This window comes from Geodermatophilus sp. SYSU D01106, from assembly GCF_054049995.1.
On record NZ_JBJGYM010000022.1, the window covers coordinates 14,120 to 29,781 of the forward strand.

Genomic DNA, 15,662 nt, shown 5'->3' on the forward strand with positions numbered 1-15,662 from the left:
GGTCCTCGACCCCTGGTCGGGTGACCTTCTCCGGGGGAGGCTCGCCCAGCCATGGCGCTGCTGCAGGTCCAGGGTCTGCGGAAGTCCTTCGGGGCCCGCCGGGTCCTGCGGGACGTCTCCTTCACCGTCGACGACGGCGAGGTCGTCGGGCTCGTCGGCACCAACGGGGCCGGCAAGTCCACCCTCGGCGACGTCCTCGCGGGCATCACCGCCGCCGACGCCGGCTCCATGACGCTGATGGGCCACCCGTACGCGCCGCTGTCCCCCGACGACGCCCGCCACCTCGGCGTCGGCGTGGTCCAGCAGCTGGTGCGGATCGACCCCGCGCTCACCGTCGCCCAGGCCGTCTTCCGCGGCACCCCGCAGGCCGGCCGCCCGCAGGCCGAGCTGCGCCGGCAGGCCCAGGTGCTGCTCGCCGAGGTGGCGCTCGACGTCGACCCCGACACCCCGGTCGGCGACCTGCCGCACTTCGTGCACGGCCTGGTGGAGACCGCCCGGGTGCTCGCCGAGGACACCCGGATGGTCGTGCTCGACGAGGTGTCCGCGGCGCTGCTGCCGATGGAGGTGTCGAGCCTGCACGCCGTCACCGGCCGGCTCAGCCGTCAGGGCCGCGGCGTCCTCTACATCAGCCACCGGCTCCCCGAGATGCTCGAGGTCGTCGACCGGGTGCTCGTGCTGCGCGACGGCCGGATCGCCCTCGACCGCCCCGCCGCCGAGCTCGACCCGGTCCGCCTGGCCGCCGAGACCGTCGGCGAGCCGGTGTCCCTGCCGGCGCCCCGCGTGGCGTCGGCGGCGGCCGCCGTCCCGGAGCCCGCCGTCCCGGCGCCCGCCGGAGCGGAGCCGGCGCCGGTGCCGGCGCGCACCTCCCCGCGGCTGGCGCCGTCGGACGAGGTGGCGCTGCGCGTGCGCAACCTGCGGGTGCCCGGCGCCGTGGAGGGCGTGGACCTCGTGCTGCGCCGCGGCGAGGTGATCGGCCTGACCGGCCACCGCTCCTCCGGCGTCCGCGAGATCGCGGGCGCGCTGAGCGGCGAGCTGCCGGCGATCACCGACGAGCTGGTCCTGCACGGCGAGGAGCGCTGCCTCGGCGAGGACGACGCCGCGCTGCACCTGCCGGCCTACCGGCCCGACGACGACGCCTACGGGGTCGACCCGGGCGAGACGATCGCCCGCACCCTGAGCCAGGAGGCGTGGGGCGCCCTCACCGACGTGCGCAGCGAGATCGCCACCCTGCGCGGCGTCATCCGCACCGTGCACCAGCTCGACGTGAAGACGCTGAGCATCACGACGATGTTCGGGGCGTTGTCCGGCGGCGACCAGCACAAGCTGGCGCTGGCGCGGTGGATGTCCTCGGCGCCGCGCGACGTCGTCGTGCTGCACGAGCCGACCCGCGGCCTCGACGTCCGGGCGCGCACGCAGGTGCGCAAGCTGCTCGACGAGGCCACCGCGGACGGCACCTCGGTGGTCGTCGTCTCGGTCGACCCCGACGAGCTGGCCGAGTGCTGCGACCGCGTCGGCATCGTCTCCGGTGGCCGCGTCGCGCGGTGGATCGACACGAGCGAGCTCGCCGTCGACGCCGTCCGCGACCGCATCGTCGAGGCCGCCACCGCCGCCTGAGCGGCCGGGTCACCCCGCCCCGGCCGTCCCTGCCCGGCGCCCTCCCCGGCCCCCGTCCGGGGAGAGCGCCGGAGCGGGTCAGACGGCGACGGCGCCCGCGACGGCGCGCAGCTTGTGCCGGGCCAGCGCCAGGTTCCCGGTGACGCGGTTGAGCACCAGGTAGATGAACAGGCCGGCGTTGCCCTGGCCCTTGAGCACGTTGATCAGGTGGTACTGGCCGGCCAGCGTGATGAGGATGTCCTCGATCTCGTCCTTGAGCTCCAGGTCGGAGATCGTGCGGAGCTTGGCGCGGACCACGTTGGAGTTGCCCGCGGCCGCGACGTTGAGGTCGAAGCCGGGCGTGCCGCCGTAGGCGAGGGCCATGCCGCTGTCGATGTCGACGATGGCCGCGCCGCTGGCGCCGTCGATGGAGAGCAGGTCGGCGATGACGTTGTCGAGCTGTGCCACGGATGGGGCTCCTGTCGTTCTCGGAGGGGGACGCAGCGGGTCGCTGCGCACCGGGTCGGGGTGTGACCCGGGCCGGCCGGGAGGGCCGGCGGGGTGGTGCTGCGGACCGGGCCGGGGCGGTGCCCCGGTCCCGCTCCGCACCGCCCCGGCCGGAGCCGGGTGCGGAGCCTGACGCTGGGCCGGTACGGCGACGGCGGGACGGTCCGGTGCGGGATCCGGGGGCGGCGGTCCCGGCGGGGGGCCCGGTCGGGGTCCCGGCTGCGCTGCCGGGGCCGCCGGGGCTGCCGGCGGGGGCTCCGCCGGTGGTGCCGCCGGGCGCTCCTCCGGAGCGGGACCCGCGTCCGGCCCCGGCTGCGGGTCCCGGTCGGGGACCTGCGACCGCTCCGGTCCTCCTGTGTCCGCGGGATCGACGGGGTCCACCAGGTCATGGCGTCCCCACGACCACAGCGATGCCCACCACCCGGTTGCCATGCCTGTGTTCCGCCTTCGCCGAGGGCCTTGCACCACCCAGACAACACGTCCCGGGAGGGCCGGGCAAACCGGCGGGCGTCTCTGCAGGTGAGCGTGCCGCCACCCACCGCGACGGTCTCGGCGACCCTGCCGGAGGCGGTCCGGAGGGCCCGCGGACGCGCCCGCCCGGCCGCCGCCCCGGCGCACTCCGGTACCTTCCGCCGGGAACTCGCGGGCCCGCCCGCCGCCTGTGGAGGAGACGCCGTGAAGACCCGGGACCTCGCCTACGTCGCCCTCTTCGCCGCGATCATCGCGGTGCTGGGCACCCTGCCGGCCATCCCCGTCGGCGCCGTGCCGATCACCGCGCAGACCCTCGGCGTGATGCTGGCCGGCGCCGTCCTGGGTGCCCGCCGCGGCTTCCTCGCCGTGCTGCTGTTCCTCCTGCTGGTCGCGGTCGGCCTGCCGCTGCTCTCGAGCGGCGCCGGCGGCCTCGCGCCCTTCGCCGGCCCGACGGCGGGCTACCTGTTCAGCTGGCCGTTCGCCGCGGCGCTCATCGGCTGGCTCACCGAGCGCCTGTGGGACCGCTACAACGTCGCCTGGGGCATGGCCGTCAACGTCCTCGGCGGCATGGTGCTCGTCTACGCCGTCGGCATCCCGGTGTCCGCCGCCGTCCTGGACGCGCCGCTGTGGGCCACGGCCACCAGCGCGCTCGCCTTCGTCCCCGGCGACCTGCTCAAGGCGTTCGTCGCGGCGGCCATCGCCGACGTCGTGCGGCGCAGCTACCCGGTGATCGAGCGTCCCCGGCGGGCCGTCGGCAGCCGGTGAGGTTCCGCCGTCCCGGGACGGCCGGGGCGCCCGCCGCGGCCGACGTCGCCGACCCCGGCCGCGGCATCGAGCTGCGCGGGGTCGGGCACCGGTACGGCGAGCGGGTGGTGCTCGACGGCATCGACCTGACCCTCACCGAGGCGCGCGTGGGCGTCGTCGGCGCCAACGGGTCGGGCAAGTCGACGTTCGCCCGGCTGCTCAACGGGCTGGTGGTGCCCACCTCCGGCAGCGTCACCGTCGACGGGCTGGACACCCGCACCCAGGTGCGGGCGGTGCGCCGGCGGGTGGGCTTCGTCTTCCAGGACCCCGACGCGCAGATCGTGCACCCGACGGTGGCCGAGGACGTCGCCTACGGGCTGGAGAACCAGGGCGTGCCGCCCGCCGAGCGGGCCGCGCGCGTGGCGGAGGTGCTCGAGCGGTACGGCCTGGCCGGGCACGCCGACCACCCCGCCCACCTGCTCTCCGGCGGGCAGAAGCAGCTGCTGGCCATCGCCGGGGTGCTCGTCATGCGCCCGGCCCGCATCGTGTTCGACGAACCGACGACGCTGCTGGACCTGGTGAACGCGCGCCGCGTGGCGGGGCTGATCGCGGGGCTGGAGCAGCAGGTGGTCGTGGTGACCCACCAGCTCGACCTGCTCGACGGCTTCGACCGGGTGCTGGTGGTCGACGGCGGCCGCGTGGTCGAGGACGCCTCCCCCGGCCCGGCGGTCGCCGCCTACCGCGCGCTGATGGCCGGCCGGTGACCCTCGCGCTGTACGTCCCGCGGGCGAGCGTCGTGCACCGGCTGCCGGCCGGGGCGAAGCTGCTGTGCCTCGCGGCCCTCGCCGTCGCGCTGTTCCTCCTGCCGACGCTGCCCGCCGCCGCTGCCGCGCTGGCCGGCGTGCTGGTGGTGGGCCTGGCGGTCGCGCGGCTGCCGCCGGCCGTGCTGGCCCGGCAGGCGCGGGCGGTGCGCTGGTGGCTGCTGGCGCTGCTCGTGGTGCACGCGCTGACCACCGACCTGCGCACCGGGGCGCACGTGGCGCTGCGGCTGCTCGCCCTCGTGCTGGCCGCGGCGGTGGTGACGGCGACGACGCGGGTCAGCGAGATGGTCGCGGTGGTCGAGCGGCTGTGCGGCCCGCTGCGCCTGGTCGGCGTCCGCCCGGCGCGGATCGGGCTCGTGGTGGCGATGGCACTGCGGTTCATCCCCGTGCTCGTGGAGCGCGCCGACCGGATCCGCGCCGCACAGGCCGCGCGCGGCGGGTCCCCCCGCGGGGTGCGGGCGCTGCGGACGACGGTCGCCCCGCTGCTGGTGCAGGTGCTGCAGATGGCCCACGACGTCAGCGAGGCGCTCGACGCCCGCGGCGCCGACGACGACCCGCCCCGGCGCCGCCGGCGCCCGGCTCCTGCGGAGGCCTCCCCGTGACCGTGACCGAGATCTGGCTGACCGCCGAGGCCGCCGCCCCGATGCGCCGGGTGCCCACCGCGCGGCTGGTGGCCGGGCAGGGGCTGGAGGGCGACCGCTACGCGCTCGGCGGCGGCACCTGGGCGCGGTACCCGGACCTGGAGAAGCAGCTGACGCTGATCGACGGCGCCGACGTGGCGGCGGTGTCCGCCGAGGTGGGGGTGCCGCTGACGCCGGGCGACACCCGCCGCAACCTGGTGACCACCGGCGTCGACCTGCCCGCGCTCGTGGGCCGCTACTTCGCGGTGGGCGACGCGCTGCTGTTCGGCATGAAGCGCTGCCCGCCGTGCGCGCACCTGGAGCGGCTGACCGGTGCGCGGCTGGTGAAGGCGATGGTGCACCGCGGCGGCATCAACGCCGCGGTGTTCGCCGGCGCGGAGATCGCCGAGGGCGCCGTCGTCCGGCCGGTGACCGACGAGGAGGCCGCCCGCCGCGGCGCGCCGACCGGTGCCGACCGGCCCGTGCCGCGGCTCGTGGCGGGCTGAGCCGTCGGCTCCGTCATCCGCCCGGCCGCCCGGCGGAACCCCGGCGCCCGCCGGTCCGTGGAACCGGTGTGGACACCCTCCGCACGCTGCTGAACCTGGTCTGGCTCGTCCTGCACGGCTGGATGCTGGCGCTGGCCTACGCGCTGGCCGGGCTGATCGCCTGTGTCCTCGTGGTCACCATCCCGTTCGGTATCGCCGCGTTCCGGCTGGCCGGCTTCGTGGTCTGGCCCTTCGGGCGGACGACGGTGCGCGCGCCGGGCGCCGGGGTGGCGTCGGCGGTGGGCAACCTGCTGTGGTTCCTGGTCGCCGGCTGGTGGCTGGCGCTGGTGCACCTCGCGGCGGGCGTCGTCTTCTGCCTGACGATCGTCGGCATCCCGTTCGGCGTGGCGTCGTTCAAGCTGGCCGCCGTCGGGCTGTTCCCGCTGGGCAAGCGGGTGGTCGAGACGGCGCCGCCGCGCGACTGGATGCACGCCGGCGGCGGCGTGGTGCAGGCCGGCGCGTACCGCTGAGGCCTACTCCCCCGCGGCGGCGTCCGGCTCGGGCTCGTCGGCCCAGCGGAGCAGGAACTCCTTCTCGTCGAGGCTGAGCCGGCGCGGCCGGTCGATCGTGAAGTCGAACGGCACGAGCAGGGTGCTGCCGGTGACCGCCAGGCGCTCGTGGTCGAACACCTCGTAGTGGCAGGTGAAGGCGGCCGCGCGGATGCCCGACACCCAGATCTGCACGTCGAGCGGGCGGGCGGAGTAGACGACCGGCCGCTTGTAGGCGATCTCGTGGGCGGCGACGACGGTGCCGCGGCGCAGGCCGGTCCGCTCCTCCAGCGATGCCCGCTCGAAGAACAGCGCCACGCGGGCCATCTCGAAGTACTGCAGGTACACGACGTTGTTGACGTGCCCGTAGGCGTCCATGTCCGACCAGCGCATCGGGACCTGCACCGTGAACCGCACGGTCCGACACCCTGCCGCACCGGTCCCGTGCCCGTCGACCGCGACCTACCGTCGGGACCGTGGACCCGTGGGACGACGGCGCACCGGGCGTGCTCGTCCTGCCGTCGGGCCGCCGCGTGCGGGGCCGCGGGCTGCGCCGTCCCCTGCCGGCAGGCCCGGAGCCGGGCTTCGGCGTCTACCTGCTCGGGCGGCGCCCGCCGGCCCTCGCCTGGGAGGGCCGCTGGGTGCGCTGGCCGGACTTCCGGCTGCCGGCCGACCTCGGCGACCTGCGGGCCGCGCTGACCGAGGCCTGGGAGCGCTCGGCGACCCAGCGGGTCGAGGTCGCCTGCGGCGGCGGGACGGGCCGCACGGGGACGGCGCTGGCGTGCCTGGCCGTGCTCGACGGCGTCCCGCCGGAGGAGGCGGTGGCGTTCGTGCGCCGCCGCTACCGGGCCCGCGCCGTGGAGACCCGCCGGCAGGCCCGCCTCGTCGCCGCGTTCCGCCCGTGAGCGGCCCGGAGACGCCGACGGCCGGCCGGAGCGGGTGCTCCGGCCGGCCGTCGGAGGGCCCGGCCGCGGACTAGTCGCGGGTGAGCTTGCGGTAGGTGGCCCGGTGCGGGCGGGCGGCCTCGGGGCCGAGCCGCTGCACCTTGTTCTTCTCGTAGTCGGCGAAGTTGCCCTCGAACCAGAACCACTTCGAGTCGCCCTCGTAGGCGAGGATGTGGGTGGCCACGCGGTCGAGGAACCACCGGTCGTGGCTGACCACCACGGCGCAGCCGGGGAACTCCAGCAGCGCGTTCTCCAGGCTGCTGAGCGTCTCGACGTCGAGGTCGTTGGTCGGCTCGTCGAGCAGCAGCAGGTTGCCGCCCTGCTTGAGCGTCAGCGCGAGGTTCAGCCGGTTGCGCTCACCGCCGGACAGGACGCCGGCCGGCTTCTGCTGGTCCGGGCCCTTGAAGCCGAAGGCCGCGACGTAGGCCCGCGAGGGCATCTCGACGTTGCCGACCTTGATGTGGTCGAGACCGTCGGAGACGACGTCCCACAGCGTCTTCTTCGGGTCGATGCCGCTGCGACTCTGCTCGACGTAGGAGACCTTGACCGTCTCGCCGACCTTGATGTCGCCGTCGTCGGGCTTCTCCTCGCCGACCAGCATCTTGAACAGCGTGGTCTTGCCGGCCCCGTTCGGGCCGACGACGCCGACGATGCCGTTGCGCGGCAGCGTGAAGGACAGGTCGTCGATGAGGAGGCGGTCGCCGAAGCCCTTGGTGAGATCCTTCGTCTCGACGACCACGCTGCCCAGCCGGGGGCCCGGCGGGATCTGGATCTCCTCGAAGTCGAGCTTGCGGAACTTGTCGGCCTCGGCGGCCATCTCCTCGTACCGCTGCAGGCGGGCCTTGCTCTTGGCCTGGCGGGCCTTGGCGCCCGAGCGCACCCACTCGAGCTCCTCGGCGAGGCGCTTCTGCCGCTTGGCGTCCTTGGCGCCCTCGACCTTGAGGCGGGTGGCCTTGGTCTCCAGGTAGGTGGAGTAGTTGCCCTCGTAGGGGTAGGCCCGGCCGCGGTCGAGCTCGAGGATCCACTGGGCGACGTTGTCGAGGAAGTACCGGTCGTGGGTGACGGCGACGACGGTGCCGGCGTACTTCTCGAGGTGCTGCTCCAGCCACGCGACGCTCTCGGCGTCGAGGTGGTTGGTGGGCTCGTCGAGCAGCAGCAGGTCGGGCGCCTCGAGCAGCAGCTTGCACAGCGCGACGCGGCGGCGCTCACCACCGGACAGGACCGAGACGTCGGCGTCGCCGGGCGGGCAGCGCAGCGCGTCCATGGCCTGCTCGATGCGGTTGTCGAGCTCCCAGCCGTCGTTCTGCTCGATGACCTCCATGAGCTCGCCCTGCTCGGCGAGCAGCGAGTCGAAGTCGGCGTCGGGCTCACCCATCGCCGCGCTGACCTCCTCGAAGCGGGTCAGCGCGTCGCGCAGCGGCTTGACCGCCTCCTCGACGTTGCCGCGCACGTCGAGCTCCTCGTTGAGCGGCGGCTCCTGCAGCAGGATGCCGACGGTCGCCTCGGGCGCCAGCGACGCGTCGCCGTTGGAGGGCTGGTCGAGGCCGGCCATGATCTTGAGGACGGTCGACTTGCCGGCGCCGTTGGGGCCGACCACGCCGATCTTGGCGCCGGGCAGGAAGGACAGCGTGACGTTGTCCAGGATGACCTTGTCGCCGTGCGCCTTGCGGGCACGGGCCATGGTGTAGATGTACTGAGCCACTGGGCGTTCGAGCCTTCCGTCGGTGCGCGGTGTCCGTGCGCAGGGAGGGCGGGCCGGTGCGTGGTCCGGCCCGGCCCCCGTGCGTTCTCGGTCCCGATCCTCCCAGTCGCGGGCGGCTAGTGGAGAGCCGGTTCGGGCAGGGCGCCGTGCGCCGTGCCACCCGCGGACGAGTCGGGGTCCAGCTCGTACAACGGCTCGGAGGGCCCGGAGTAGTCCCGGCCGTCCATCTCGTCCTCCGGCGTCCCGTCGAGCGCCTCCCGCAGCGCCTCGTCCACGGCCTCCTGCACCGGGGGCGCGGCGGTCGTGCTGCGCTGCGTCTTGCGGAACTCGGCCGTGCCCCGGCTCAGGTCGAGGCCGACGGCCCGGGCCCGGATCCGCGGCCGGCTGCCCCGGCCCTTCTCGTTCTCCCACTCCTCGGTGCGCAGGAGGCCGCGGACGACGACCGGGTCGCCCTTGCTGACGCTGGACGCCACGTTGGCGCCCAGCTCGTTCCAGCACTCGACGTCGACGAAGAAGCTGGACCCGTCGACGTAGGTGCCGGTGGCCGCGTCGTAGCGGCGCTCGGTGGAGGCGACGCGGAAGTTGGTCACGGCGCCGTTCTGCGTGCGCACGCGGGTGGGTGAGGCGACGACGTTGCCGGTGACGGTGATCTCGGTGGCGCTCACGGTGCTCCTCGGGGTCTCGCGGCCGGCGCGGTGCCGGCCCGACGACGACCCTGGGCCCGCCGGCGGCCCGCGGACGGCGTCCGCGGCGGCCTGTGGACCCACCGGCGCCTGTGGACGCCGCACGAGCGGATCGTCACCCCGCCGTGCCACGGCGCACACGGGTGCCGCGGGAGGTGCCATCATCGGCGACCGAGCGCCCGTAGCTCAGCGGATAGAGCAGGTGCCTTCTAAGCACTTGGTCGCAGGTTCGATCCCTGCCGGGCGCGCTCCTCCGATCGGTCGCCGCGCACTTGTCGTCGCGTGCAAGTGACGCCGAAGGTCGCCGCAAGTGGCGCGCGGCACGGTGCTCCCGAGCACCCGGGGACGGTCCCGGGCCCGATCGAGGAGCCGGACATGACCCAGGTCCACGACCCCCGCCACACCGCCCAGCCGTACGCCCCCCAGGGACACGGCCCCTACGCCCCGCCGCCGTTCCCGGCCCCCGGCTTCGGCGCCCCGGCGCAGCAGCCGAAGAAGAAGCGCACCGGCGCGATCGTCGGCAGCGTCGTCGCCGTCCTCGTGCTCGCCGGCCTCGGCATCGGCGCGTTCCTGCTCTTCGCCCCGCGGGTCCTCGACACCGCCGCGGCCGAGCGGGAGATCGCGTCGCTGGCGCAGGAGCAGGCCGGCGTGACGCTGACCGACGTCAGCTGCCCCGACGACGTCGACCTCGCCGCCGGCACCGTCACCACCTGCACCGGCTCGCTCGAGGGCCAGGACGTCACCTTCACCGTCGAGCAGACCGACGACGAGGGCAACGTGACCATCGAGAGCGACCAGGTCTACGTGCCGGTGGCCGACGTGGAGGCGCTGCTGACCGAGCAGTTCGCCACCGAGGCCGGCCTGACCGTGAGCTCCACCTGCGACGCCGGCGAGCGCACCGTGCTCGTCGCCGCCGACGGCCTGCAGCTGACCTGCACCGTCGCCCTCACCGACGACCCGGCCAACACCGGCGAGGTCCTGGCGAACGTCGACGCCGCGGGCAACGTCACCTTCGACGCCTCCTGACCGACCGCCCCGCGGGCGCCCCCTGACCCCGGGCGCCGCGACACCTCCTCACAGACGAGTGGCCCGGGACCGCACAGGTCCCGGGCCACTCGTCGTGGTGCAGGTCAGCGCGAGGGTGACCAGCCGATGGCCGGTGCCACGTGCCGCGCGACGTTCTCCAGCAGCGCGGCGTTGTACTCGACCCCGAGCATGTTCGGCACGGTGATCAGCAGCGTGTCAGCCTCGCGGACGGCGGCGTCCTTGGCCAGCTCCTCGGCGACCTGGTCGGGCTCGCCGGCGTAGCTGCGGCCGAAGCGGGCGCGCACGCCCTCCAGCAGGCCGACCTGGTCGGACGAGCGGCGCTCGTCGCCGAAGTAGACGCGGTCGAGGTCGGACACGATCGGGACGACGCTGCGGCTCACCGACACCCGCGGCTCGTGCTCCCAACCGGCCTCCGCCCACGCGGCGCGGTAGCGAGCGATCTGCTCGGCCTGCAGCTCGTCGAACGGCACTCCGGTGTCCTCCGACAGCAGCGTCGAGCTCATCAGGTTCAGCCCCTGGCGGGCCGCCCACTCGCCCGTGGCCCGGGTGCCGGCGCCCCACCAGATGCGGTCGGCGAGGCCGGGCGACTGCGGCTGGACGGCGAGCCGGCCGCGGGCGCCGCCGGTCATGCCGGGGTCGGCGTCGACGACGGTCGCGCCGCGCACCGCGGCGAGGAACAGCGCCGTCTTCTCCCGCGCCAGGTCGGCGTCGGTGGCGCCCTCCGGCGGGACGTAGCCGAAGGCCTCCGAGCCGCGCAGCGCCGTCTCCGGGGATCCCCGGCTCACGCCGAGCTGCAGCCGGCCGTCGGCGAGCAGGTCGGTGGCCGCGGCCTCCTCGGCCATGTACAGCGGGTTCTCGTAGCGCATGTCGATCACGCCGGTGCCCAGCTCGATGCGCGAGGTCCGCGCGGCCATCGCCGACAGCAGCGGGAACGGCGAGGCCAGCTGCCGGGCGAAGTGGTGCACCCGGACGAACGCCCCGTCGAGGCCGAGCTCCTCGGCGGCGACGGCGAGCTCGACGGTCTGCACCAGCGCGTCGCGCCCGGTGCGCACCCGCGAGCCCGCGATCGGCTGCCAGTGACCGAAGCTCAGGAACCCGATCTTCTTGTCCACGCCGGAGACCAGCGCGAGGGGCGGGGCGGATGTTCCCGTTGGGACGGTGTCGTCACCGGATGTGACCAGGTGACCACGACATTCCGAGGGCGGGTTCCGTCACTCCGGCAGGGACGTCGGCGAGGCTGTCCGGGTGACTCTCAGCGCCCCCCACGTGCCGCGGCCCCGGGCCGACCAGCCCGGCGAGCGCGGCAGTGCACCGGCGGGGACGAGGCTGCGGGCCATCGACACGCTGCTGGCCGACCGCGGCCAGATGTTCCGGGCCCTCTTCCTCTCCTCCCCCGTCCCCAAGGCCCTCGTCGACCTCGACGGGCACCTCCTGGTCGTCAACGACGCGCTGTGCGCGCTGGCCGGCCGCGGGATGGACGACATGGTCGGCCGGCACGTCGACCTGCTGGCCCACCCCGACGACGCCCCGCTGCCCGACGCCCCCGCTCCCGGCGAGGACGCCGCCCTCGACCCGTGGCTGCGCCAGGACGGCGAGCGCCGCCTGCGCCGCGCCGACGGCACCGAGCTGTGGGTGCAGCAGAGCCACGACGTCGTCCACCGCAGCACCGGCGAGCCGCAGTTCGCCGTCCTGTCGCTGGTCGACGTCACCGACCGCCGCCGGGCGGAGGAGGACCTGGTCCGTCGGGCGTTCACCGACCCGCTGACCGGCCTGCCCAACCGGCGGGCGCTGACCGACCGGCTCGCCCACGCCCTCGCCCTGTCCCGCCGCCGCGGGCTGCAGGTGGGCCTGGTGCACCTGGACCTCGACCGGTTCCAGGCGGTCAACGACACCCTCGGCACCGAGGCCGGCGACCAGCTGCTCAGCCAGGTCGCCGACCGGCTGCGCTGGAGCACCCGCGTCGAGGACACCGCCGTGCGCCTGGGCGCCGACGAGTTCCTCATCCTCGCCGAGGACGTCGAGGACCTCGACGGCCTGCGGGCGCTCGCCGACCGGCTGCTCGCCGTCCTCGACGACCCGTTCCAGCTCGGCGGCCGGGAGATCGTGCTGTCGGCGAGCGTCGGGCTGACCCTCGGCTCCGACGTCGCCCCCGACGACCTGCTCAAGCAGGCGCACAGCGCGATGACCCGTGCCAAGCGCGACGGCAGCCAGGGCCGCATCGAGGTGCACGACGGCGGCCTAACCGAGGACGAGGTCGACCTGCTGCAGCTGGAGACCGACCTGCGCCGCGCGCTGGAGGAGGACGAGCTCCGGCTCTTCTACCAGCCGATCGTCTCCCTCGCCGACGAGACGCTGCTGGGCTACGAGGCCCTCATCCGCTGGCAGCACCCCAGCCGCGGGCTGCTCCCGCCGGGCGCCTTCCTCGACGCCGCGGAGAACAACCGGCTGACGTCGAAGCTGGGCGCCTGGGTGCTCCGCCGGGCCTGCACCGACGCCGCCGGCTGGCCGGCCGGGCTGCGGGTGCACGTCAACGTGTCCGCGCGGCACCTGGCCGAGGAGGGCTTCACCCGGCTGGTCGCCGACGCCCTCGACGAGTCGGGCCTGCCGCCCGAGCGGCTGGAGCTGGAGATCACCGAGTCGACGGCGCTGTTCGCCGCCGAGGCCACCCTGCAGGCGGTGCAGGAGGTGACCGAGCGGGGCGTCACGCTGGCGCTGGACGACTTCGGCACCGGCTACTCCGCGATCACCGCGCTGCACCGGCTGCCGATCCACACGGTGAAGATCGACCGGTCCTTCGTCGCCGGGGTGGTCCGCGAGCCGTCGTCGGCCGCGCTGGTGCAGGGGCTGCTGCAGCTGGGCCAGGGCATGGGCCTGCAGGTCATCGCCGAGGGAATCGAGGACCTCGACCAGGCCGAGTGGCTGCGCCGGCACGGCTGCGCGATGGCCCAGGGCTACGCCTTCGGCCGGCCCGCGCCGCTGCCCAGCCGCGCCGACACCACGTCCGCCGAGGTCATCGTCGGCAAGGCCGCCGAGGAGGCCGCCGCGGTGCTCGAGGCGGTCACCGGCGAGCTCGAGGCCGTCGTCGCCGAGGACCTGCCGGTGGCCGGCGGCGACGGCATCGACCTCATCGCGCTCGAGGACGACGACGACCTGCCGTTCCCGCCGCGCCCGTTCCTCAAGGTCGTCGACGACACCGACGAGCCCCACCGCGACGGGGACGAGCCCCGCGCCTGACCCTCAGGCGCGGGGCAGCGCCAGCGGCACCGGCCGCTTCGGCGCGCGCCCGTCGCCGGAGGACCGGCCGCGCACCCGGCGGGCGATCCACGGGGCGACGAACCCGCGCACCCACGCCGCCTCCTCGGCCAGCGCCGCCCGCAGCGCGCGCGGCGGGGCCGGGGGCAGCGGGGTGCGCCAGTCGTCGTCGCCGGTCACGGGGACGCCGAGCGCCTCGGCCGCGGCGCGGGCGATCCGCCGGTGCCCCTCGTCGGTGAGGTGGATGCGGTCGCTGTCCCAGAGCCGCCAGTCCAGCAGCCAGTCCGCACCCCACTGGTCGAGCACGACGGCGCCGTGCCGCGCCGCGATCGACCACAGCGAGGCGTTGAACACCGCGACCCGGCCGCGGGTGCGCCGGATGATCGGCGTCAGCCGCGGGTCGACGCCGGTGGCCAGCAGCACGTCGGCGCCGTCGGCCCGGAAGCCGGCCACCGCCTCCTCCAGGGCGGCGGCCAGCCGGTCGGGGTCGGCGCCCGGGCGGAGCAGGTCGTTGCCGCCGGCGACCAGGCTGACCAGGTCGGGCCGGGCGGCGCGGGCCACCGGCACCTGCTCGGCGAGCACCTGGGGCAGCAGCCGGCCGCGGATGGCGAGGTTGGCGTACTCGACGTCGTGCGGCGCGGTGGCGGCCAGGTGCCCGGCGAGCCGGTCGGCCCAGCCGCGGTACTCGCCGGGGCGGTCGGGGTCGGGGTCGCTCAGCCCCTCGGTGAACGAGTCGCCGAGGGCGACGTAGCGGCGCCAGGGAGAGCGGGACGGTGCGGGCACCCGACCACCTCAGCACGCGCCGCCGGCCTCACCCGCGCCAGGTCTCGAGCAGCCGCAGCCAGATCTCGTTGACCGTGGGGTAGGCCGGGACAGCGTGCCACAGCCGGCTGATCGGCACCTCCCCGACGACGGCGATGGTGGCCGCCTGCAGCAGCTCGGCGACCGCCGGGCCGACGAAGGTGACGCCCAGCAGCACCTCCCGCGAGGTGTCGACGACGGCGATCGCGGTCCCCTCGTAGCCGTCGGCGAACAGCGAGGCGCCGGCGACCGAGCCGATCGGGTACTCGACGACCCGGTGCGGCACGCCGGCCTCGCGGGCCTGCGCGCTGGTCAGCCCGACGCTGGCCACCTGCGGGTCGGTGAAGACGACGGCCGGGGTGGCGGCCCGGTCGGCGGTCGCGGTGTACGGCGACCAGTCCTCGACGGCGACCTCCTCGCCGCGGGCCCGGGCGACGATCGCCGCGGCGGCCTGGCGCGCCTGGTACTTGCCCATGTGGGTGAGCTGGCGGCGGCCGTTGACGTCGCCGACGCCGTAGAGCCAGGGCAGCCCGCGCACCTGCAGCGTGTCGTCGACGTCGAGGTACTCCCCCGGCTCCAGGCCGACGGTCTCCACCCCGATCCCGGTGGTGCGCGCCTCGCGGCCGGTCGCGACGAGCACCTCGTCGCCGCGCAGCTCCTCGCCGCCGACGGTGAGCACGACCTCGTCGCCGTCGCGGCGGGCGGCGGTGACGTCGGCGTCGAGGCGGACGTCGACGCCGCGGTCGCGCAGCGAGGCGAGCACGGCGTCGCCGGCCTGCGGCTCGGCGCCGGGCAGCAGCCGGTCGCCGCGCTGCAGCAGGGTGACGGTGGAGCCGAGGGCGTTCCACGCGAAGGACATCTCGCAGCCGACGTAGCCGCCGCCGATCACCAGCAGCCGGCGCGGGGCCTCCTTGGCGCTCGTGGCCTCGCGCGGGGTCCACGGCTGCACGTCGGGCAGGCCGTCGACCGGCGGGACCGCCGCGGCCGACCCGGTGCAGACGGCGACGGCGTGCCGCGCGCTCAGCCGGGTCTCGGTGCCGTCGGGGCCGGTGACGACGACGGTGCGCTCGCCGTCGAGGCGGGCGGTGCCGCGCAGCAGGTCGATGCCGGCGCCCTCGACCCACGAGACCTGGCCGGCGTCGTCCCAGTTGCTCGTGAAGGAGTCGCGCCGCTCGAGGGTGGCGGCGACGTCCTGCTCGCCGGTGACCGCGGCGGCCGCGCCCTTGACCGCCCGCGCCTCGGCGATGGCCTCGGTGCCGCGCAGCAGCGCCTTGCTCGGCATGCACGCGTAGTAGGAGCACTCACCGCCGACGAGGTGCTCCTCCACCAGCACGGCGCTCAGCCCCCCGCGGACGACGACGTCGGCCACGTTCTCGCCGGTGGACCCGGCACCCAGCACGACGACGTCGTAGGTCTTCTCATCTGCGCTGCTCACGGGCCCATC

The 15,662-nt window shown here is 75.4% G+C and carries 16 protein-coding genes and 1 tRNA gene; 10 read left to right on the forward strand and 7 right to left on the reverse strand.

Annotated features, from left to right (window positions below; all coding sequences use genetic code 11):
• Positions 1-51: 51 nt before the first annotated feature.
• The gene (locus ACI78R_RS19200; RefSeq protein WP_457041921.1) at positions 52-1,614 is read left to right on the forward strand and encodes an ATP-binding cassette domain-containing protein; all 1,563 of its coding nucleotides are present in this window, start codon (positions 52-54) and stop codon (positions 1,612-1,614) included.
• Between the two features lie 78 nt (positions 1,615-1,692).
• Here the strand turns inward: ACI78R_RS19200 and ACI78R_RS19205 are convergent, their stop codons facing one another.
• The gene (locus tag ACI78R_RS19205; protein ID WP_073419107.1) at positions 1,693-2,061 is read right to left on the reverse strand and encodes a hypothetical protein; all 369 of its coding nucleotides are present in this window, start codon (positions 2,059-2,061) and stop codon (positions 1,693-1,695) included.
• Between the two features lie 714 nt (positions 2,062-2,775).
• On the opposite strand from ACI78R_RS19205, the gene ACI78R_RS19210 reads away from it, so the two are divergent.
• The 5 genes from ACI78R_RS19210 (at position 2,776) to ACI78R_RS19230 (ending at position 5,771) form a co-directional block, all read left to right on the forward strand.
• On the forward strand, positions 2,776-3,336 hold the full coding sequence (locus tag ACI78R_RS19210) for a biotin transporter BioY (protein WP_457041922.1): 561 nt from the start codon (positions 2,776-2,778) through the stop codon (positions 3,334-3,336).
• Positions 3,333-4,079: an energy-coupling factor ABC transporter ATP-binding protein gene (locus ACI78R_RS19215; RefSeq protein WP_217651133.1), complete on the forward strand. Its 747-nt coding sequence runs from the start codon at positions 3,333-3,335 to the stop codon at positions 4,077-4,079. The genes ACI78R_RS19210 and ACI78R_RS19215 overlap by 4 nt, the downstream gene beginning before the upstream one ends.
• Positions 4,076-4,738: an energy-coupling factor transporter transmembrane component T gene (locus tag ACI78R_RS19220; RefSeq protein ID WP_457041923.1), complete on the forward strand. Its 663-nt coding sequence runs from the start codon at positions 4,076-4,078 to the stop codon at positions 4,736-4,738. Before ACI78R_RS19215 ends, ACI78R_RS19220 begins: the two co-directional genes overlap by 4 nt.
• Positions 4,735-5,262, forward strand: coding sequence for an MOSC domain-containing protein (locus ACI78R_RS19225; RefSeq protein ID WP_457041924.1), 528 nt, complete (start codon positions 4,735-4,737; stop codon positions 5,260-5,262). The genes ACI78R_RS19220 and ACI78R_RS19225 overlap by 4 nt, the downstream gene beginning before the upstream one ends.
• Before the next feature lie 68 nt (positions 5,263-5,330).
• Positions 5,331-5,771, forward strand: coding sequence for a YccF domain-containing protein (locus ACI78R_RS19230; protein WP_073419104.1), 441 nt, complete (start codon positions 5,331-5,333; stop codon positions 5,769-5,771).
• Between the two features lie 3 nt (positions 5,772-5,774).
• Here the strand turns inward: ACI78R_RS19230 and ACI78R_RS19235 are convergent, their stop codons facing one another.
• Positions 5,775-6,206 carry an acyl-CoA thioesterase gene (locus tag ACI78R_RS19235; RefSeq protein WP_457041925.1) on the reverse strand — a complete coding sequence of 144 codons (432 nt, stop codon included), beginning with the start codon at positions 6,204-6,206 and terminating at the stop codon, positions 5,775-5,777.
• Between the two features lie 59 nt (positions 6,207-6,265).
• Here ACI78R_RS19235 and ACI78R_RS19240 point away from each other — a divergent pair, with 59 nt between their 5' ends.
• Entirely contained in the window at positions 6,266-6,694 is a 429-nt protein-coding gene (locus tag ACI78R_RS19240; RefSeq protein WP_457041926.1) for a phosphatase domain-containing protein, read from the forward strand.
• Between the two features lie 70 nt (positions 6,695-6,764).
• Here ACI78R_RS19240 and ettA read toward each other — a convergent pair whose 3' ends face one another.
• A complete protein-coding gene (ettA, locus tag ACI78R_RS19245; RefSeq protein WP_073419101.1) occupies positions 6,765-8,435 on the reverse strand; it encodes an energy-dependent translational throttle protein EttA in 1,671 nt (556 codons plus the stop codon).
• A 116-nt stretch (positions 8,436-8,551) separates the two neighbouring features.
• Entirely contained in the window at positions 8,552-9,100 is a 549-nt protein-coding gene (locus tag ACI78R_RS19250) for a single-stranded DNA-binding protein (RefSeq protein WP_073419100.1), read from the reverse strand.
• A 193-nt stretch (positions 9,101-9,293) separates the two neighbouring features.
• Here ACI78R_RS19250 and ACI78R_RS19255 point away from each other — a divergent pair.
• Positions 9,294-9,366, forward strand: a tRNA-Arg gene (locus ACI78R_RS19255).
• 127 nt (positions 9,367-9,493) lie between these two features.
• Positions 9,494-10,144, forward strand: coding sequence for a DUF4333 domain-containing protein (locus tag ACI78R_RS19260; RefSeq protein ID WP_457041927.1), 651 nt, complete (start codon positions 9,494-9,496; stop codon positions 10,142-10,144).
• Between the two features lie 104 nt (positions 10,145-10,248).
• On the opposite strand, the gene ACI78R_RS19265 is transcribed toward ACI78R_RS19260, so the two are convergent.
• Positions 10,249-11,277 (reverse strand): LLM class flavin-dependent oxidoreductase, encoded by a 1,029-nt coding sequence (locus tag ACI78R_RS19265; protein WP_457041928.1) that lies wholly within the window; start codon positions 11,275-11,277, stop codon positions 10,249-10,251.
• 133 nt (positions 11,278-11,410) lie between these two features.
• Here ACI78R_RS19265 and ACI78R_RS19270 point away from each other — a divergent pair, with 133 nt between their 5' ends.
• Positions 11,411-13,399 carry a putative bifunctional diguanylate cyclase/phosphodiesterase gene (locus tag ACI78R_RS19270; RefSeq protein WP_457041929.1) on the forward strand — a complete coding sequence of 663 codons (1,989 nt, stop codon included), beginning with the start codon at positions 11,411-11,413 and terminating at the stop codon, positions 13,397-13,399.
• A gap of 3 nt (positions 13,400-13,402) precedes the next feature.
• Here ACI78R_RS19270 and ACI78R_RS19275 read toward each other — a convergent pair whose 3' ends face one another.
• Positions 13,403-14,200 carry an SGNH/GDSL hydrolase family protein gene (locus ACI78R_RS19275; protein WP_457041930.1) on the reverse strand — a complete coding sequence of 266 codons (798 nt, stop codon included), beginning with the start codon at positions 14,198-14,200 and terminating at the stop codon, positions 13,403-13,405.
• A gap of 28 nt (positions 14,201-14,228) precedes the next feature.
• Entirely contained in the window at positions 14,229-15,653 is a 1,425-nt protein-coding gene (locus ACI78R_RS19280) for a dihydrolipoyl dehydrogenase family protein (protein ID WP_457041931.1), read from the reverse strand.
• Positions 15,654-15,662: the final 9 nt, after the last annotated feature.

What these genes read in the sequence shown, in the direction of transcription:
- ACI78R_RS19200 (WP_457041921.1), top strand. Translation starts at nt 52, where the DNA reads ATGGCGCTGCTGCAGGTCCAGGGTCTGCGGAAGTCCTTCGGGGCCCGC.
- ACI78R_RS19260 (WP_457041927.1), top strand. Translation starts at nt 9,494, where the DNA reads ATGACCCAGGTCCACGACCCCCGCCACACCGCCCAGCCGTACGCCCCC.